The organism is Microcoleus sp. A006_D1 (genome assembly GCF_036702805.1).
In the GTDB taxonomy this organism is placed as follows: domain Bacteria; phylum Cyanobacteriota; class Cyanobacteriia; order Cyanobacteriales; family Microcoleaceae; genus Microcoleus.
In genome coordinates, this window is record NZ_JAUBVZ010000016.1 from 12,520 (window position 1) to 30,204 (window position 17,685).

Consider the following 17,685-nt stretch of genomic DNA (forward strand, 5'->3'; position numbering starts at 1 on the left):
TGCCCGTTTCTAGCTATTTTGCAAAATTATTTTTTTCTGTGGAACGGGCATCTTGCCCGTTTCTAGCTATTTTGCAAAATTATTTTTTTCTGTGGAACGGGCATCTTGCCCGTTTCTAGCTATTTTGCAAGAGGTCTAATATATCAATAAAATTGGTTCGTAGTGAGGACTTTAGTCCGCATAAATCAGAGGACTAAAGTCCTCACTACAAACCTTTTCACACAGCAGCTAAGCGCGATCGAATTTCCGTATCCGTATATTCCGGCGTCCAGCCTTCGGTGGTAATGAAATAGCGCACCGCTTTAATTTTCCGGGCTGCTGTCAAATAAAACCAGTGTTCTGTATTCGCCGGTACGTTGATAAATTCTTCCGGTTGTACCGTGAGCTCGACTTGGGTGCCGTCTGGCCGCACGAAGCCGAAAATGCCCTCACCTGCTACGATGTAGCGCACTTCATCGTCGGTGTGGATGTGGCACTTGTTGAATTTGGACAGCATGGTGTCGAGGTTCGGAATGTCTGGGTGCAGTACGATTAAGTCGCGGGACTGATAGCCTGCGGTTTCCTGGAGTTGTTGGAAGTAGCCGTCTAGGGCTTGCAGGATTTGCTCTTTTTCGCTGTCGCTAAGCGCATCTTTGGCTAGCAAATTTTGAATTTGTGGACTGTCACCCACGCGCCAGCGGTTGAGTTGAATGTTTAAGGGAGCGAGTTCGCGGGTAATGTCGCTCAGTTGAGTGTAGGTTGTACCGTTTTCGTGTCGCAGGATAGCCATTTTTGTACGTTCCAATTGTTGAGTCAGGCGATACACAGGCACTTTGCCAGATGTTTGTCGATCGCGCCTGTAGCAGAAAAACAATTTTAACGTTAATTTGAACAGGCTCTCCGGCCTGTTCCACAAGAGTTCAATTTTGTCGCGATAAGATTGATAAGTCAGGTGTCTGTCTGCACCGGGCGATCGCCATACTGACCTTATTCATGTAACTTTTGCAACAATCATGCCTACTTATACAGGAATTTCTAGCGAAGCTTTTCAGCATCCCCTCGATCGCCAAGCTGAGGAAGCATTGCGGAGCGTACCTGGATTTGACTTAATTGCCAGCAAATTTGTAGAATTCATCTACGAACGACCGCAATTCGTTTACCTAATGGGAAATAGCATTCAAGTCGGGCCGCGCCAATATGCCAGCATTTATCACATATTTCGAGAGTGCGTGCAGGATTTAGATGTTTTTCCAGAACCGGGTTTGTTTGTGTCTCAGAATCCTGCGGTTAACAGCTATGCCCTGGGAAAAAACCAGCCCTACATAGTCTTAAACACAGGTCTTTTAGACTTGTTGGATGAGTCAGAAATCAAGGTAGTGCTGGCTCACGAGTTGGGACACATTAAATGCGGTCATCCAACTTTAAATCAAATGGCGATGTGGGCGATGAACATTGCATCGACAATTGGTGAGATGACTTTTGGGCTGGGAAATATTGTCGGCAGCGGTTTGATTTTCGCTTTTTACGAGTGGCGCCGCAAGGCTGAATTGTCGGCAGACAGGGCGGCTTTGTTGGTGACAGATGACTTGAACAATGTGATGAAAACGATGATGAAACTTGCGGGAGTTAGCAGTAAATATGCTGACCAATGTAGTTTGCAAGAGTTTATCCGCCAGTCTGACAACTATCAAGAGCTCGATCGGGACAATCTCAACCAAGTGTATAAATTTTTACTTTACAACGGCGGCCAAGGCGTGATGCTGAGTCACCCTTTCCCGGTGGAACGTTTGCGGTATTTGCGAGATTGGGCGAGTTCGGAGGAATATCGCCAAATTAAGCTGGGAAACTACAAGCGGGCTGTGGCTGAGGGTGCGGTTGATGTGAAGTCCCAAACATCTAACAGCGAGACGGAGGCTTTGCGCCGTCAGATTCAGGAGTTGCAGCGGGAGATCGATCGGCAAAAATCCCAGCAAAAATAAGTTTAGGATGTGCCGCAAGCACCTGGCGGCTACAATTAGCGCGTTACACCACTGTTTGCGTAAGTCTTAGAAAATTTACCGGATTTGGGCGAGGGAGGAAAGTAGAAGGAAGACAGGCTAGTGAGAGACTTACTCGCAACTCGCCTCCAATCTAAAAACTGTCCTCTCCTTTCTGAAATCTGTTTCACAGAAGGTGTAGTTTAAATCTAGATAAGCTAATAACTCAAACGGGCTAGGAAAAAAAATGATTATTGATAAACCGATGAATACTCACAAACCAACTTCTAATTTTTTCGGCAATGTCGGAAAAGTTGCGATCGCCCTAACTGTTCTGGCTGCTGGCATGGTATTTACAAATCCTCCGAGAGACAAATACCTAACTTATGCTTCCGGCGTGCTCGAAACCGAGTTTAAAAACACTGTGCGCAATGATTCTCGCGTACCCAAAGCTTTGAGTGGCGTTGCAGAGACTTTGCTGACTTCGCAGCGCCGATCGATCGAACACTTGCTCGACAATACAACGGAACGTCAGAACTTAGGCGTTGTCAGCATTTACAAAACTCAACTGGGTAAAAAAAGCTATCAAACAGTTGGAGCTTTTGGGAATTTTGTTACCCTGCCACCTAGTTCTGAAAATGCTCAAAAGTAATGTCAAATTCAGTTAAATTATAGAAACCGGGTTTGGGATCGAGCCCGGTTTTTACTTGCGTAATTCTATGTAAGTAAATCTCAATAAATTCGGATACAGGCAGCACATCTTTTTAATCAAGCCCGCTATGAGACGCAAAATATTAATTTTTATTAAAGATGAAAAGTTCTTGTGGCACTTAATATTAACATTAGCAGTATAAATTTTTATGTTTGACAAATAAGCAAATGGCAATGCAATTAAATAAGGGTGAGAGATTTAATATCTCTAAAGAAGCGCCGGATTTAAAAAAAATGGCGATCGCCCTCGGTTGGCAGGTAGCTGAGGCAGGACAAAACTACGAGATTGATGTCTCTGCGTTTATGCTAGGTTCTGATGGCAAAGTACCTAACGATAAATATTTTATCTTTTACAACAATTTGCAATCCTGTGATGGTGCGGTACTGCAATCGATTCCTGAAAACAACAACCCAGGTAAAGAGAATAAGACTATTTACGGCGTTATCTTAGAAAAAGTTAATCCTGAAATTGAGGAAATAACTTTTGTTGTCACTATTCACGAAGCACAGAAAGTTAATGCAAATTTTAGCAATATCAGAAATAGTTTTATCAAAATTGTCAATTTGGATACGGGAATCGAACTTGTTCGGTATGAATTAAAAGAGAATTTTACGCGAGAAACTGCTGTAGAATTTGGTCGTTTGTATAGAAAGAATGGAGAGTGGAGATTTCAGGCGGTAGGAGCAGGATATCAGGCAGGCTTGCAGAGTTTTGTTGACAAGTATTGCAGCTAAAATAGTAATAATTTAGCAACCGGGTTTTGTAGAAAGTCCGGTTTTTACTTACGTAATTATATCTAAGTAAATCTCAATAAATTCAGATACAGGCATCACCTATTTTTAATCAAGCCCGCTATTAAATCAAAATATTAAGTTTTATTAAGATTGAAAAGTTATTGTGCCACTTAATATTAAGATGAGAGTTATAAAATTTTATGTTTGACAAATAAGCAGATGGCAATGCAATTAAGTAAGGGTGAGAGATTTAATATCTCTCAAGAAGCGCCGGATTTAAAAAAAATGGCGATCGCCCTCGGTTGGCAGGTGACAGAGGCAGGACAAAGCTACGACATTGATGTCTCTGCGTTTATGCTAGGTGCTGACGGCAAACTACCTAACGATAAATATTTTATCTTTTACAATAATCTGCAATCCTGTGACGGTTCGCTACTGCAATCGATTTCTGACAAAAATAACCGAGGTCAAGAAAAGAAGACTATTTACGGCGTTATTTTAGATAAAATTAATCCAGAAATTGCCGAAATAACTTTTGCTGTCACTATTCATGAAGCAGAAAAAATTAATGCCAACTTTAGCAACATCAAAAGTGCTTTTATCAAAATTACCAATTTGGATACGGGAAGCGAACTGGTTCGGTATGAATTAAAAGAGAATTTTTCGCGAGAGACTGCTGTAGAATTTGGTCGTTTGTATAGAAAGAATGGAGAGTGGAAATTTCAGGCGGTAGGACAAGGATATCAGTCAGGATTGCAGAGTTTTGTTGACAAGTATAAAAGCGGAAACAGCAATAATATTTCTCCAATTACTCACGAGTTGACAGCGGGAACAGCAGCAGATGATTTGCAGTTGCCGGCTTGGGAGTTGGAGGTGGAGCCAGAACAGGAACCTTCCGGCGAGACGGGGAGCCGGCGGCGATCGCAAATTAACAATCAAGTTAATTCGGGAAGTCGCAAAATACCGCTAGCTATAGCGGCAAGTTTAGGGGTTTTGGTGTTGGGGACAGGTGCAGGAGCGATCGCCTTTATGCGATCGGGAAATGAAACGCTGAAGCAATCGAAAATACTGGCAGTTGAAACGCAGAATGCAGCGCAAGCAAGCGATGTAAATCTGCTCAGAAGTTTCGATAAACGACTTAAAGAAACGATCGCGAATTTAGAGAAAATTCCTAACTTCCCCGGCTTTGGGTATCAGCAAGCTAGAGCTGATTTGCTGCAACTGCGCCCGAGTTTGGTTCCTGTAGAGCAAAACTTACAGGCGGCTGAAAGTCTAGAAGCAGCTCAAAAATTGGCGATGGAAGCTGCTGTGCTGGTGCAAAAACCGCCTCATCCGATGGAAGTTTGGCATCAGTCGCAAAGTAAATGGCAACAGGCGATCGCACTTTTAGAAGCGATCGATTCACGTACGCCTGTTTATAATCTAGCTCAAAATAAGTTATCTAGTTACCGAGCCAATCACGCTGTTATCAGTCAAAGAGTGGCGATCGCTCAAAAAGCCGCAACTTTCAGCAACCAAGGTTCTTTGAAAATTCAAAAGGGAGATGTTCCGGGGGCGATCGCAAATTTTACTCAAGCTTTAGGGCTGAATCCCAACATACCCCAAGCTTATCTCGGATTGGGAATTGCTACTTCAAAACAGGGAAACAAGCAGCAGGCAATTTACAATTACGATCGAGCACTGCAATTCAATCCTAACTTGGCAGAAGCTTATTTTGGTCGCGGTCAAGCATACTATGAATTGGGAGATAAGCAAAAGGCGATCGGGAATTACGAACAAGCTATTCGCGTTAATCCTAATTATGGTTTGGCTTATATGGAACGAGGCGCTATTCGCTGTATGCTGGGAACTAAATCGCAAGCAGTAGCAGACTTTAATCAAGCTGGAGAACTTTTCTCAAAGCAGGGAGACGGCAATAATTACCAATTAGCCAAAAACTTTATCAATGAGTGTCAAGAACCGACTGCACAGGCTGTAATCTGCGATTATCGCAGGAATATCGACTCCTTGGGGCGACGCTGTGGTGGAGTTCCGAATGTTCCGATTATAGTTAGAAAAAAATCCGCTAGTAGTGCCTCAAACTCTGACTCTACTGAGATTAAAACCAATAGCAGCGATGCAGACATCTCGCCGACAGATTCTGATAGCAGCAGCACAAAAACTCGCCGCAGGAAAAGAAGTAAAAGGTAAATTTCAGTCGCGTTAGTTAATAGATGACAAAATGTGCTGGTAGGCATTGATGGTTTGTCGGGCGATCGCCTCCCAGTTATAATGCTTTTTGGCATAAGCTTGCGCGTTCAAGCCCCGCCGCTGGCGTTCCTGTGGTGCCAGGAGTGCTGATTTGATCGTGGAGGCGATCGCCCCTACTTCCAGAGGCGCAACCCAGCCCGCTTCTGCTTGCTGGATGTCTGCGGAAATATGTACGCGATCGGAAATAGCAACAGGTACACCAGCCGCCATCGCTTCTGCCACAGCAATGCCGAAGTTTTCGTAATAGGAAGGCAACACAAATAAGTCAGCCTTTCTCAACACTTCCGCTTTTAAATCACCGCTAACAAAGCCCGTTATTGTTGTAAATGTTCCTAAATTTGAATTTTGTATTTGTTCTTTAATTTGAGTTTCATAATATGCATCTTGCGGATTGGAACCTGCTAAAATAAAGTGAAATTTTATGCCGTCTGCTAAAATACTTTCCAGTGCCGGGATGAGCAAATCTAATCCTTTTTTGGGTTCAATTCGCGACATAAATAATATAATTGGTACTTGAGAATCCGGCAATAAATCAGGAGATGAATCTGCCATCACCCCCAATGGAATAACCAAATCTAGTGGCATAAAATCTTGTGGCACAGGCATCTTGCCTGTGCTATGTTGTGGCATAAAATCTAGTGGCACAGGCATCTTGCTTGTGCTATCCAAACCAAATCTTTCTGAAATTTTAGCTTCTTGTTTGCTAGTGAAGTGAATCGCTGCTGCACCTGCTAAATTAGGGCGTTCTAAAAGTGCAGCATAAATCTGCTTCAAGCGCTTTTTTTTCTGCAAATCTGCGGGGTCAAGCATACCGCAGGGACGGATAATATACGGCAACTTATGATATCTCGCAATTGTAGCGGCGAGGGTAGTTACTGGCGAGAACAAAGCGTGAATGTGGGCGAGGTCAAATTGTCGCGCATTTTGATTCAACCACTGCAATAAACTCAGGGAAAATTTATATCTGCGGAAGGGAGAACAGCGGAAATAAATAATCTGATAACCGTTTTGTTTGATTGGTTGATTTAACGGCACATCTAAGGGAGGTTGACCAATATCTCCATTAGAATCTGTGGTGATAATTGTGACATCAATGCCTTGGGAAGCGAGGGCGGCAGAAAGTCCCAGTACCATTTGACTCGGGCCGCCGTAGACAAGAGAAATTGAGGGTATTATTTGAAGGATTCGCATGATTAGCACTTGGTTTTAGTTGGGGTAGCTTGTTGTGTTATCATAAGAAAAATTGCAAATCTTGTATTTTATACTCATTTAGGCGATCGGAGGCAGGTTATGCTGATTGGATTCAGCGTCGGCAACTACAAATCTTTTAAAGAAACTGTCACCCTCAGCATGGTAGCTTCCTCAATTACGGAGGATGATAAAGAGCTTGACGAAAACAATTTATTTGAAATCCATCATAAATTAAAATTGCTTAAAAGTGCTGCTATTTATGGAGCAAATGCCAGCGGCAAAAGCAATCTTGTTGCTGCTATTAGCTTTATGAAGTGGTTTGTCCTCAACTCATCCAAAGAAACGCAAGTTTCAGAGGCGATCGATATTGAAGCGTTCAGGCTAAGCACAGAGACAGAAAAAGAGCCATCCTTCTTTGAAATCGTTTTCTTGCTAGAAGGCAAAAATTTTAGATATGGTTTTGAGATTAACACGGAACAAGTTGTTGCTGAGTGGTTGTTTCAAACTGATGACTATGCAGAAAAAATGCTTTTTGAACGGGATTTAGACAATTTTATATTAGATGATTTCCCCGAGGGGCAAGGCATTAGCGATAAAACTAGAAGCAATGCTTTATTTCTTTCTGTTGTCGCACAATTTAATGGTAAACTTTCTGGAAAAATTCTGCTGTGGTTCAGTAAAAATTTGCAATTGATATCAGGCTTGCAAGATACACAATACCGCAAGGAAACTTTAGAGTCTTTTGAGAACGATCGCCACAGAGATGATATTATTGAGTTTATCAAAAAATTAGACTTGGGTATTGCTGATATCCAAATCACAAATCAACCTGTATTTATTATTTCCAATAATAAGGCATTATATGCTAGTTCCTACGGCGGTAGTTTATATCTTAATTCTGAAAGCAAACCAACCGTAAAAACAGTTCATCGGAAATATGATAGTGACGGTAAACAGACTGCTATCGAATTATTTGATATCGAAAAGCATGAATCCGAGGGAACAAACAAATTGTTTGCATTAGCAGGCCTTCTCCTGGATACTTTAAGGACAGGAAAGATTTTATTAATTGATGAACTTGATGCCAGACTGCATCCGTTGATTACTCGCGAATTAATCTGCTTATTCAATTCTAACGAGACTAATCCGCACAACGCACAGCTTATATTCACGACACACGACACAAATCTGCTCAGCAGCAAGGCTTTTCGCCGAGATCAAATATGGTTTACCGAGAAGGATAATAAGGGCGCTACTGATTTGTATTCTTTGGTGGAGTATAAAGTAGGAAAAGATGCCTCATTTGAGCGCGATTACATTATCGGTAAGTATGGCGCTATCCCTTTTATTGGTAATTTCAAAGAACTTCTAGGTGAACTTGATGCGTAAAAAAAGTTCATCGAAAAGAACAAATATTGATTATTATAACCGAAAAGTTAAAAATAGAATATGGTTTTTAATTTTCTGCGAAGGTGAGAAAACAGAACCAAACTATTTTAGAAGTTTCCCGGTAGACACAAAGGTAATCAAGCTTGATATCAAGGGAGAAGGGAGAAACACGAAGAGTTTAGTAGAAAAAGCTATTGAGTTAAAAAAAAACTCAGAATACGACGAAAGCGATCGATTTTGGTGTGTGTTCGATCGCGATATAAACGGTAAAAATTCTAACGACGCGCAAAATTTTAATGAAGCTATAACTCAATACGGTTTACTTAACACTATTTACGCCCCGGAGATCCCCCTAAATCCCCCTTAAGAAGGGGGACTTTGAGAGCATTCTTGTCCCCCCCTTTTTAAGGGGGGTTAGGGGGGATCTCTCTTAAGTGAACCGTATTGAGCTATAACTCTTGCCAAAAATAACGGCATTAAAGTAGCTTACTCCAATGATGCTTTTGAACTTTGGTATTTAGTACACTTCCATTTTTATAATACTGGAATTTCTCGCAAGGATTATCAAAATATGTTGACGAAGTTGCTCGGACACGAGTATCAGAAAAACAGCGAGACGATTTACGAGGAACTAAAAAACAAACAGCAGGATGCGATTAAACACGCAAAAAAGCTTTTGTTGGAATACGATCGCCCTAATCCTGAAAGTGATAATCCTTCGACAACGGTGCATCTGCTAGTGGAAGAACTTAACAGTTTTATTCCTGATTAATCGGAGATTTTGACAGGACATACATCCGATTCAGGACTTACCCAAAAAGTGTTTGACCCGCTACTTATACCGATCGCGTGCGCCGTGCACATTTGTAGTGATAATTGTGACATCAATACCTTGGGAAGCAAGGGCGGCAGAAAGTCCTAGTACCATTTGACTCGGGCCGCCGTAGACAAGAGAAATTGAGGGGATAATTTGGAGAATTCGCATCACGGATAGTTATTTAAATCAACATACCAACATCTCCCATTACAAATTTAATTATCTTGAAAAGGCTGCCCGTCTAGCTGTTCAGCTTCCTCTCTCTTGGTTGCTGTAATTTGGGTATTGTGAGATATTTTCTTGGAAAAATCATACATCTCACTGGCTTTGGCTTCAGCGGCTTTCACAATTTCAAGGATTTCCAGGAGTTGGCTTTCATCAGGTAATTGTTTCATGGCAATGCTTCTAATTTCTCAACTACTTTGTCTATCATAATTTTCGATTCGGGAGCAATATGTAGCAAGGCTGCTAAATAATCTCCTGCTTTTTGAACATCTTCATCCGGCACACCAGCCATCAATACATTGCCCACCATGTGCTCGGCTTGTAAGCGAGTACCTGCTACGTTGAATTGAAAATTGGTGATAGAAGAAAAGTATTGCATCAGTATTTCATTCTGGGGAAAAAGAGACATTGCTCTTCTAAGTGCAAAAAGTCCCTGCGTTGCTTGGCGTTCGGTATCGTCTAGTACCTGGTATAGTTCGCTAACCAAAGAGCGTATGTCGGGAGGAATAGACATTTACCACAGTTTTTTTTATTTAACACTTGCATTATAGCTAAAAGTTACAACAATTTTTTGTAGAATTCCAATAACTGCTCAGCTAAAGCTTTATTTGTATAATTGGTCATGGCTCTATGATAACCCCGATCGCCCAAATCAGCAGCCAACTCCCGCCGCTCCATCAATTGCCGCAAACAATCTCGCAAAACCGCTGCATTTCCCTCCGGGAAGACTAACCCCGCATCGCCGATGACGTGGGGAATTTCCCCGCAGTCGGAACCGATAACCGGAATTTTACAAGCCATCGCTTCGATTAAAACGTGACCAAATTGTTCTTTCCAACCCACAGTAGTCAAAGTTTTGAATTTATAGCTGGTTTGCGAGGGCAATACCAAGCAGTTCATTAAGTTAATGTAGGGGGGTATTGCTTCGTGGGAAACGCTTTCTATCCAGATTATTCGGTCGCTGATGCCCCATTCTATACATTTTTCTTCGAGGTGCGCCCGTAATTTTCCTTGTCCTACTAACAGCCACTTCCAAGAGCTTTTTTTCAACCCTGCCAAGGATTCAGCTAAAGTGAGCAGTCCTTTTTCTTCGACAAACCGCCCGACAAATCCTACCACAAAATCGGTCGGTTCAATGCCTAATTTTAGCGATAAATCAGCGTCTTTACCAGTAGGCAGAAACAATGTTTCATCTACTCCGAGTTGCGGCATTACTTCCATCATACCTGTGTAACCCCGCTGGTGCAGAATTTTAGAACCATCTAAATTGCCGGCAATAATCCCGTCGGTATTCTGAAGATTGCAATTTTCTAAGACAGAAATAGGCCATTTCAATTCATAGGATAGGTTCCACCAGGTAAATAATATATTTTTGGCTTGGAGTTTGAGTAATTTATTGAGTATAATTAATTGGGTGTAGGCTAGGGATTTTGAACCCTGTTCGACTTGGATAATCTGCGGCTGGAATTCCTGCAATAGTTTAATTATATCTGTGCCAAATGTTAGCAATCCTTGATTGTTTTGACTAAAGTTGGAGACGGGTACTACTTTAAATGACCCTTGTTGACAGAATTGCGTTTCTATAATTTTATTTTGTACGCCTCCGGGTTTCCAGCGTCGCGGCACTACAATTGTTACTTCAATGTCTGGTTCTAGGTTGGCTAATATTTTAAATTTTTCCCTATTTATGTCAACTATATAGGTGTGGCTGGCAACCAAGATTCTCATTGTTCAGTCATTGGTAATTGGTAGTTGATAATTGTAATTATTTAAGGTTAATGTGATCTTGATGAGTGTAAATTTGTCCGTCGTTCCAGAGGGACTGAATTAATGTATTGATGGCGCTAATCAAGCCGAGGATATAAAAAGTAAGTCGAACAATAATTTTAATGGGCGATCGGCTTTTATGACAAGGCGGATTCCCCAAAACGTGGCAGTCAAAGAGTTTGGCGAAAAATCGCAGGCATTGAAAGACGGTTAAATTTTTCAATCCCATCAGGAAGTGGTTGTGATAAAATGTGACTTGATATTCGATCGATCGCGTGCTGACATCGTGACATCCGCCGCTCTCCTCCCCCAAGTGAACTAAACAGGCAGTGGGATCGTACCAAATTTTCATGTTAGTCGATCGCAATCTCAAACAAAAATCCGACTCCTCCCGCACCGCACTCCCTGCAAACCGCTCGTCAAACCTCAGCCCGCATTCGACAAAAACTGAGGAGCGAAATGACATATTGCAGCCTCTAGCCGAGAGCACCTGCTGCGGTTTTACGGTATGCACCAAATCGATAAAATACCACGCAATGCCTGCATCCATCGCTTCTGGGGGCAAATATTCGATCGCCAAATCCCCTCCAGAATTATCCAGTTTCATTCTGTCAAAAACCCTGCCCGCCACACCTACCACATCCGGTTTTTCTAAATAGTTGCCAGCGTGAGCCGCCAAAAAACCATCTGGCAATTGTACATCATCGTCAATAAATAAAATAATCTCTCCAACTGCGCGCCGCACTGCATAATTTCGAGCTCCCGGTAAACTCGCCCAATCTACCCGAAACCACCGAATTTTGCCAGCATTTGCCAATTCCTCTAAATAAACTTGAGTTTCCGATTCGTGGGTGCGAGTTTGATCGATTACCAGCACTTCAAAATTCGGGTAATTTTGCCGAATCGCATCAGCCAATGTTTCTCGCAGGGGTTGCTCGCGGTTGTAGGTGGGTATCACAACAGAAATCATCATTCGCAGTTGCCGCTTTCATTATTTCTCTAAACGCCAAAGCCAGACATTGCCCGGTGGGTAAATTGGTGTAATTTTATATTTTTGCACTTGTTCTAATTCAAATTGCAATAGCTCGGTGCTTCGGTAGAGAAACACATCGCTAAAACCCTCAGGAATTTTGACTTGCTCGGGTTTAACTGCCAGCAAAAGCTGTACTTGCGGTTTCAGCAGATAGCTGACAGATAGTATTTTTCCGGTGATGTTGTTGCCTCCGTGACAAATCACTAACGGTTTTTGGGCTTGATTCACAATCGCGGCTACTCCGGGATTGTATCTAGTGCTAGAGGGATATTTGTTCCACCAAAGTTGTGACTGCGAGCTGACGGCACAAGAAACTATTTCACTTGAAATTATGGCGATTAAACCGATCTGCCACAGCTTTTGTTGTCGGGGATTGGTGGCGACTGAAATTTTAGTTGCGAACAGGTAGGCAACAGCTAGCTGGACTGCTAAAATATAGATAACTAGATAGCGATCGGCAACGCCTCCGACTGCTATCAATACTATCGCTGGAATTGCGATCGCTGTCAATACAAATAGCCAAACTCGTTTCGGAGTTGAGCGGTAGAGCAAGCATATTGAATAGGCGATCGCTAACAGCAATGCGGCCGCTACAATCACTCTGATTAAATCTGTCGCGAACTTGCTGGAACCAAAATTGATAATCCCGCCCGCCCAATGCGTGTCTACAAACATTCGGCAGGTGATGATAATTAAAGGTTTAAGTGAAGACATAAAAGACAGGGAAATGCGGGGAAAGCCTACTGTTGCCTCGACTTTTCGCGAGTTATGAATTAATACCAAAATCCAAGGTGCAAAAATGATGGTTGCTGCCGCTGAAGCTAGTAAGTAAGCAATCAATATTTTGCTAAAACGCCAATTTTCAGTGATAATTACATAGATGCCGTGGGCGAATATTACTAAAAAGAATAATAAACTAGAATAGAGTCCAAAAGTCAGGGCGATCGCATAAATGAACCAAACGGCCTTGCTCAATTTAGATGTGGCGGTAGAGTTTTGTAGTGCGATCCTCTTCGAGGGCTTCGCTAACGCCCGCAGCAGAATTGCATTCGACAGCAAGACGAGGACTGCAAACATCATGTACGGCCTTGCCTCTTGCGCGTACAAGACGTGAAAGGGCGACACAGCGACGATTGTAACAGCCATCCATCCCGCAGAGGTAGACTGAAATAATTCCCAGCACAGCCAATAAATGCTGGGGAAAAGTAACAAACTAATCCAAGCTGAAAGACTTCTGACAGTCGCCACTTGCGGGCCGAACAACTGCACCCAAAATCTGGCTAAAATAAAATACAGCGGCGACAGTTGAGGTTCTTCTGTAGCTAAACCTTTAATAGTATCTAACCAACTTTTTTCGGAATTTATCTGCTGATATTTCCGCTGCAAATCTTCGACGCTAATTGTTTTGCCTTGAAAATCTTGCTGCACCATTTCCGTCCAGGTGTAGCCAGAAATTCGCAGCGAGGTGATAGATTCGTCGAAAGAGTAGACTTTGCGATCGAGGTTTGTAAAGCGAAAAAATATCCCAGTTAGTAATATGACGACAATTAAAATTTTCAAGGAATTTCGCTGCAAGCCCATTTTGAATTGATTTGCTGTTCATAAAATCAGAAATGGGGAAATGAAGAAAGAAGGTTTTAGTTATTTAGGAGAGAGGGAATAAAGAATGAGAAATGAGTTTCAATTTTCCCTATATTTCTATAGATTGTTCTTTATTCTTCATTCTTCCTTCTTGCTTCTCCATTCTTCCTTCAGATTAATTCCCCATTTCCATCAAATAGCTATGTGTTGCTGAACGGCTAAGACTAAATTTTCAGTCCAGAAATTAGCCAATTCGGCGCTGGCAGCTTCTACCATAACTCGGATCAGCGGTTCAGTGCCAGAAGCGCGAACCAAAACCCGTCCCTGTTCTCCCATTGCAGTTTTAGCACGATCGATCGCCCGTTGCATTGCCTCGCACTCGTGCCATTTCAGGCGTTTTTCACGATCGTCCACCCGAATATTTCGCAGCAACTGCGGATAAGTTTGGAAACTGCCACTTACCAATTGTGCCAAAGATTGCCCGGACTGGCGCACCAGCGAAGCCATATGCAAAGCTGTCAACAAACCATCGCCACTGATACCGAAATGCGGACAAAGAATGTGTCCCGACTGTTCGCCGCCCAACATCGCACCGGTGCGCTGCATTTCAGCATGAACGTGCTGATCTCCCACGTTTGTTCTAGTTAGTTTGCCCCCCAATTCTTCCCAAGCTCGCTCGAAGCCGAGGTTAGCCATTACAGTAGAAATAATTAAATTATCCGGTAACTGTTCGGAGTCGCGCAATTGCCGGCCCCACAGATAAAGAATGTAATCGCCGTCAATCGATCGACCTTTGTTGTCAACACCCAAAACTCGATCGGCATCACCGTCAAAAGCAAATCCCAAATCAGCATTGTACTCCACAACCGCAGCTTGCAAACTGTCGAGATGAGTAGAACCGCAGTTAACATTAATGCGAGATCCATCAGGAGAGTTGTGCAAACAGATCACATCCGCCCCCATTTGCTCGAACACCTGCGGTGCCAAACCAGCCGCCGCCCCCCAGGCCAAATCCAAAACCACCCGCATTCCCGACAAATTCATCTGTTGCAGCGAATCAGAGAGAGAAGCAGCATAATCTTTCACCAACTCCTGACGGTGGTAGTGTTGTCCCAAAGCAAAACTAGCAACCGGAACCTTAGCCCCCCGGATTCCCGCTTCGATTTGTTCCTGCAACTGCTGCGACAGCTTCGAGCCGTTTGAGCCGAAAAACTTAATCCCGTTGTCTTCTGGGGGATTGTGGCTAGCCGAAATCATCACTCCGCCGACAGAATCCGAAATGCTTGCCAGATAAGCAACGCAGGGAGTCGGACACAAGCCCAAATTCCACACTTCCAAACCGGCGGCTGTCAAACCCGCTGACAGCGCCATTGCCAGCATATCGCTAGAATTCCTGCTGTCTTGCCCCAAAATAACAGGCCCCTGGTTGGGGGCATTTTGGCGGAGAACTTGTCCCGCCCAGAAGCCAACTTGCAGCGCGAGGGGCGCATTCAGCAATTCTCCAACTTTCCCGCGAATGCCGTCGGTGCCGAAGAGTTTGGTATTTGGCAGGCAGAGGCTATTGCCCACCAAAATCGCATCGCGTTTGGCTGGCACTGCCGAGTTAGCAGCCGGAAATTCGCTACCACGATGGCGCGAAGGTGTCTGAACCATATTCACTCCTTTAGGAATATTCACACTCACACTTTGCAACTTATGTTACAACTGAAAGTCTTTATTTTCAGCGTAAACTCGATTTATTTCGGGGATCGATCGCCCAAGTTGCTTTGACAACCCATGCAGCAAGCTTAACTTCCTCGGAAAAATTTGTATTGCATTCAATAGAAAAACTTTTATTTCCGGGCGCGCCCTGTGAAACCCGGTTTTTTTTCTGCATCCAGAGTGACGCCGCCGCAGCCGTTTGAGCCTGTTAGCAACTGCGCGTATAGAAAGTTAATGCTGTATTGCCGTATACTTTTTGGCGGCAAATTTCTAGACCGGGAATCGGTTGGGTCGATCGCTCCGGGCTGTGTTCGATCGCGATTTCGCCATCAGGTGCTAGCATTTCTTGGCTGGCGATCGCGTTTAAAACAGGTTCGTACAAGTCGCTGGCGTAGGGCGGATCGAAGTAAATGCGATCGAACTGCTGTGGGGCGAGAGCCGCCAATTTCGCCGTCGCGTTTCCCCGCAATATTTGGAATGTTTGGGAAGAGTCTGCTACTTGCTCCCAGTTTTCGCGGATAATTGCACAAGCTTTCGCCGACTGTTCGATACCCGTGACACTCGCGGCTTGGCGACACAAAGCTTCTGCACCCATCGAACCGCTGCCGGTACAAATGTCAAGCCACCTGCAATCTGCGATCGTCCCCTGCCAAATATTAAATAAAGCTTCTCTAACTCGCGAAGGTGTCGGGCGAGTTGCAAGTCCCGGCAGAGTTTTAATTTGGCGGTTGCCGCAGATTCTCAGACTCATACAATTTTAGATTTTAGATTTTAAATTTTAGAATTGAGGATGACTGAATAGATATGGGTTTGGATGCGAATTACAGTTGCATTATTTTGGGAAACTGGTATCGTTTAAAACCCAGATTTTACAGTATTTTCTTGTTGATTGCACTCAGGTACTGGTGTCTGAGCCTGTTTTACACATAAAACAGTATTGCTGACTACGAGCGATACTAACACCACTTTAACCGGAAACGAAACAGGAGGAGTATTCATAAATTTATAATTGGTAATGGCGAATTGGTAATGGCGAATTGGTAATGGCTAATAAGCTGCACTTGAGCTAGCTATCAACCGGGAATTTTGGGCAACCACCGGGGATTGCCCCTGCGACATAACAGCGATTAAAAGTTGTTGATAATCACCGGCTGGGTTTGCCGCGCCGGAGGAGATGCCGGTGCTGGTGCAGGATAAGGTTGCGGATAAACTGGATATCCTGCTTGCGGATATCCAGGTGCCGGCGGATAAGTTGGTTGTTGATAAGTTGGTTGTTGATAAGTTGGCTGTTGGGGAGTTGGGTATTGAGGCAAAGTATTGGGTTGTCCGGGATATTGAGGTGCAGCATTTGCCGGAAAAGTTTCAGGAGAACCAGCGGCTCCTTGGGGAAATTGCTGTTGATTTTCTGGGAGATTTTGAGGATTAGATGGAATTCCTAATATGCCTTCGACAGCGCGGCGGAGAATTGGTCTGAGGGGAATTGCTAAGCTCATTTCGGCGGTTGAGCCGATCGCCATTACAGACAGCGTTCCGACAATAGCTAGTTTTCCGAATCCTGTTTGCAGTTGGTGTTGAGTCATCATGTTTTGTCTTCCTTGTCAAGCGATTTTAGATTTTAGATTTTAGATTTTAGTTGACTGCCCAGAGGAATCTGGGTATTCAACTAAAATCTAAAATTTCAGGTGTTGGTCAATAGATAGATCTGGTAACCTACCGTTTATTTCAACGAACCCAAAACGAGATATCGCGGCGGCCGTTAACAGAAGTTCCAAAGTTAACAACACTGACATTGTTGCAGTTGAATTCACCTGGCAAACCGTAACCAAAACGGGCATTTTGGTTGGTGCCGCGGACGCCGATTGTCCCGTTACCATTAACATTTTGTACGACCCCAATGTGGCCGTGAGTGCCGTCAGCACCTGGGAATGAAGGCTGCATAATTACGACAGCACCGGGTTGAGGGCCAACTTGACGGAAGCCTTGGCGTTGCAAAACCTGACCGTAATCTTTGGCACTCCAAACGTAGGGAGGTCGCAGTTGAAAGCGGTTGTTTACGTAAATCGGACACTGGCAAAATTGTGCTGCTACCGCTGGTTTGATATTGGAGAAAGTCGCAGTTACAACAGTGCTGGCGGCGGCCAAAGCAGTGAACAATACGAGAGAGATTTTGGAGGAAGAAGTAAATAATTTCATGATTGATTCCTTGTTTGTTTGCGGTTGTTTGCTTAACTGTTGATACTTTCGCAGAAGCGCAAAAAAACCGAAACGGGAGAAGACGGAGTTAAACAAGGAGTTAAGGAAGTGCAGAAATATTTTTGTCAAGCCTTTGC

General features: G+C 43.5%; 18 protein-coding genes and 1 pseudogene. 6 read left to right on the top strand and 13 right to left on the bottom strand.

Features of this window, described 5'->3' with window-relative positions:
- Window positions 1–217: 217 nt before the first annotated feature.
- Window positions 218–769, bottom strand: coding sequence for a 1,2-dihydroxy-3-keto-5-methylthiopentene dioxygenase (locus tag QUB68_RS23295; RefSeq protein WP_332997082.1), 552 nt, complete (start codon window positions 767–769; stop codon window positions 218–220).
- A gap of 223 nt (window positions 770–992) precedes the next feature.
- On the opposite strand from QUB68_RS23295, the gene QUB68_RS23300 reads away from it, so the two are divergent.
- The 4 genes from QUB68_RS23300 (at window position 993) to QUB68_RS23315 (ending at window position 5,591) form a co-directional block, all read left to right on the top strand.
- The gene (locus QUB68_RS23300) at window positions 993–1,958 is read left to right on the top strand and encodes a M48 family metallopeptidase (protein WP_332996896.1); all 966 of its coding nucleotides are present in this window, start codon (window positions 993–995) and stop codon (window positions 1,956–1,958) included.
- Between the two features lie 244 nt (window positions 1,959–2,202).
- Complete coding sequence (locus tag QUB68_RS23305) at window positions 2,203–2,607, top strand: DUF4359 domain-containing protein (RefSeq protein WP_332996898.1); 405 nt, start codon at window positions 2,203–2,205, stop codon at window positions 2,605–2,607.
- 233 nt (window positions 2,608–2,840) lie between these two features.
- Complete coding sequence (locus tag QUB68_RS23310; protein ID WP_332996900.1) at window positions 2,841–3,401, top strand: TerD family protein; 561 nt, start codon at window positions 2,841–2,843, stop codon at window positions 3,399–3,401.
- Window positions 3,402–3,626: 225 nt separating this feature from the next.
- Window positions 3,627–5,591: a TerD family protein gene (locus QUB68_RS23315; RefSeq protein WP_332996902.1), complete on the top strand. Its 1,965-nt coding sequence runs from the start codon at window positions 3,627–3,629 to the stop codon at window positions 5,589–5,591.
- Window positions 5,592–5,603: 12 nt separating this feature from the next.
- Here the strand turns inward: QUB68_RS23315 and hpsP are convergent, their stop codons facing one another.
- Complete coding sequence (gene hpsP / locus QUB68_RS23320; protein ID WP_332996904.1) at window positions 5,604–6,842, bottom strand: hormogonium polysaccharide biosynthesis glycosyltransferase HpsP; 1,239 nt, start codon at window positions 6,840–6,842, stop codon at window positions 5,604–5,606.
- A gap of 99 nt (window positions 6,843–6,941) precedes the next feature.
- Between hpsP and QUB68_RS23325 the strand changes: the two genes are divergently transcribed.
- Window positions 6,942–8,231, top strand: coding sequence for an AAA family ATPase (locus QUB68_RS23325; RefSeq protein ID WP_332996905.1), 1,290 nt, complete (start codon window positions 6,942–6,944; stop codon window positions 8,229–8,231).
- Window positions 8,224–9,003: pseudogene (locus QUB68_RS23330) on the top strand (RloB family protein). The gene QUB68_RS23325 and the pseudogene QUB68_RS23330 overlap by 8 nt, the downstream one beginning before the upstream one ends.
- 60 nt (window positions 9,004–9,063) lie before the next feature.
- Here QUB68_RS23330 and QUB68_RS23335 read toward each other — a convergent pair.
- The 11 genes from QUB68_RS23335 to QUB68_RS23385 form a co-directional block, all read right to left on the bottom strand.
- Window positions 9,064–9,219: a hypothetical protein gene (locus QUB68_RS23335; RefSeq protein ID WP_332996907.1), complete on the bottom strand. Its 156-nt coding sequence runs from the start codon at window positions 9,217–9,219 to the stop codon at window positions 9,064–9,066.
- 44 nt (window positions 9,220–9,263) lie between these two features.
- Entirely contained in the window at window positions 9,264–9,443 is a 180-nt protein-coding gene (locus QUB68_RS23340) for a hypothetical protein (protein ID WP_332996909.1), read from the bottom strand.
- Window positions 9,440–9,652, bottom strand: coding sequence for a hypothetical protein (locus QUB68_RS23345; protein ID WP_332996911.1), 213 nt, complete (start codon window positions 9,650–9,652; stop codon window positions 9,440–9,442). The genes QUB68_RS23340 and QUB68_RS23345 overlap by 4 nt, the downstream gene beginning before the upstream one ends.
- 179 nt (window positions 9,653–9,831) lie before the next feature.
- Window positions 9,832–11,001 (bottom strand): hormogonium polysaccharide biosynthesis glycosyltransferase HpsO, encoded by a 1,170-nt coding sequence (gene hpsO / locus QUB68_RS23350; protein ID WP_332996914.1) that lies wholly within the window; start codon window positions 10,999–11,001, stop codon window positions 9,832–9,834.
- Window positions 11,002–11,038: 37 nt separating this feature from the next.
- Entirely contained in the window at window positions 11,039–12,013 is a 975-nt protein-coding gene (gene hpsN, locus QUB68_RS23355) for a hormogonium polysaccharide biosynthesis glycosyltransferase HpsN (RefSeq protein ID WP_332996915.1), read from the bottom strand.
- A gap of 18 nt (window positions 12,014–12,031) precedes the next feature.
- Window positions 12,032–13,654, bottom strand: a complete 1,623-nt coding sequence (locus tag QUB68_RS23360) for a glycosyltransferase family 39 protein (protein ID WP_332996917.1) — start codon at window positions 13,652–13,654, stop codon at window positions 12,032–12,034.
- Window positions 13,655–13,846: 192 nt separating this feature from the next.
- Complete coding sequence (gene glmM / locus QUB68_RS23365; protein ID WP_332996919.1) at window positions 13,847–15,307, bottom strand: phosphoglucosamine mutase; 1,461 nt, start codon at window positions 15,305–15,307, stop codon at window positions 13,847–13,849.
- A 256-nt stretch (window positions 15,308–15,563) separates the two neighbouring features.
- Window positions 15,564–16,106, bottom strand: a complete 543-nt coding sequence (gene rsmD, locus QUB68_RS23370) for a 16S rRNA (guanine(966)-N(2))-methyltransferase RsmD (protein WP_332996920.1) — start codon at window positions 16,104–16,106, stop codon at window positions 15,564–15,566.
- A 104-nt stretch (window positions 16,107–16,210) separates the two neighbouring features.
- Window positions 16,211–16,354: a hypothetical protein gene (locus QUB68_RS23375; protein ID WP_332996922.1), complete on the bottom strand. Its 144-nt coding sequence runs from the start codon at window positions 16,352–16,354 to the stop codon at window positions 16,211–16,213.
- 128 nt (window positions 16,355–16,482) lie between these two features.
- The gene (locus QUB68_RS23380) at window positions 16,483–16,938 is read right to left on the bottom strand and encodes a hypothetical protein (RefSeq protein WP_332996924.1); all 456 of its coding nucleotides are present in this window, start codon (window positions 16,936–16,938) and stop codon (window positions 16,483–16,485) included.
- Between the two features lie 139 nt (window positions 16,939–17,077).
- The gene (locus QUB68_RS23385) at window positions 17,078–17,548 is read right to left on the bottom strand and encodes a CHAP domain-containing protein (protein ID WP_332996926.1); all 471 of its coding nucleotides are present in this window, start codon (window positions 17,546–17,548) and stop codon (window positions 17,078–17,080) included.
- Window positions 17,549–17,685 lie beyond the last annotated feature (137 nt).

What these genes read in the sequence shown, in the direction of transcription:
- QUB68_RS23375 (WP_332996922.1), bottom strand. Translation starts at nt 16,354, where the DNA reads ATGAATACTCCTCCTGTTTCGTTTCCGGTTAAAGTGGTGTTAGTATCG.
- hpsP (WP_332996904.1), bottom strand. Translation starts at nt 6,842, where the DNA reads ATGCGAATCCTTCAAATAATACCCTCAATTTCTCTTGTCTACGGCGGC.
- QUB68_RS23300 (WP_332996896.1), top strand. Translation starts at nt 993, where the DNA reads ATGCCTACTTATACAGGAATTTCTAGCGAAGCTTTTCAGCATCCCCTC.
- QUB68_RS23295 (WP_332997082.1), bottom strand. Translation starts at nt 769, where the DNA reads ATGGCTATCCTGCGACACGAAAACGGTACAACCTACACTCAACTGAGC.
- glmM (WP_332996919.1), bottom strand. Translation starts at nt 15,307, where the DNA reads ATGGTTCAGACACCTTCGCGCCATCGTGGTAGCGAATTTCCGGCTGCT.
- QUB68_RS23305 (WP_332996898.1), top strand. Translation starts at nt 2,203, where the DNA reads ATGATTATTGATAAACCGATGAATACTCACAAACCAACTTCTAATTTT.
- QUB68_RS23345 (WP_332996911.1), bottom strand. Translation starts at nt 9,652, where the DNA reads ATGCAATACTTTTCTTCTATCACCAATTTTCAATTCAACGTAGCAGGT.
- QUB68_RS23385 (WP_332996926.1), bottom strand. Translation starts at nt 17,548, where the DNA reads ATGAAATTATTTACTTCTTCCTCCAAAATCTCTCTCGTATTGTTCACT.
- QUB68_RS23315 (WP_332996902.1), top strand. Translation starts at nt 3,627, where the DNA reads ATGCAATTAAGTAAGGGTGAGAGATTTAATATCTCTCAAGAAGCGCCG.
- rsmD (WP_332996920.1), bottom strand. Translation starts at nt 16,106, where the DNA reads ATGAGTCTGAGAATCTGCGGCAACCGCCAAATTAAAACTCTGCCGGGA.
- QUB68_RS23310 (WP_332996900.1), top strand. Translation starts at nt 2,841, where the DNA reads ATGCAATTAAATAAGGGTGAGAGATTTAATATCTCTAAAGAAGCGCCG.
- hpsN (WP_332996915.1), bottom strand. Translation starts at nt 12,013, where the DNA reads ATGATGATTTCTGTTGTGATACCCACCTACAACCGCGAGCAACCCCTG.
- QUB68_RS23340 (WP_332996909.1), bottom strand. Translation starts at nt 9,443, where the DNA reads ATGAAACAATTACCTGATGAAAGCCAACTCCTGGAAATCCTTGAAATT.
- QUB68_RS23360 (WP_332996917.1), bottom strand. Translation starts at nt 13,654, where the DNA reads ATGGGCTTGCAGCGAAATTCCTTGAAAATTTTAATTGTCGTCATATTA.
- QUB68_RS23325 (WP_332996905.1), top strand. Translation starts at nt 6,942, where the DNA reads ATGCTGATTGGATTCAGCGTCGGCAACTACAAATCTTTTAAAGAAACT.
- QUB68_RS23380 (WP_332996924.1), bottom strand. Translation starts at nt 16,938, where the DNA reads ATGATGACTCAACACCAACTGCAAACAGGATTCGGAAAACTAGCTATT.
- hpsO (WP_332996914.1), bottom strand. Translation starts at nt 11,001, where the DNA reads ATGAGAATCTTGGTTGCCAGCCACACCTATATAGTTGACATAAATAGG.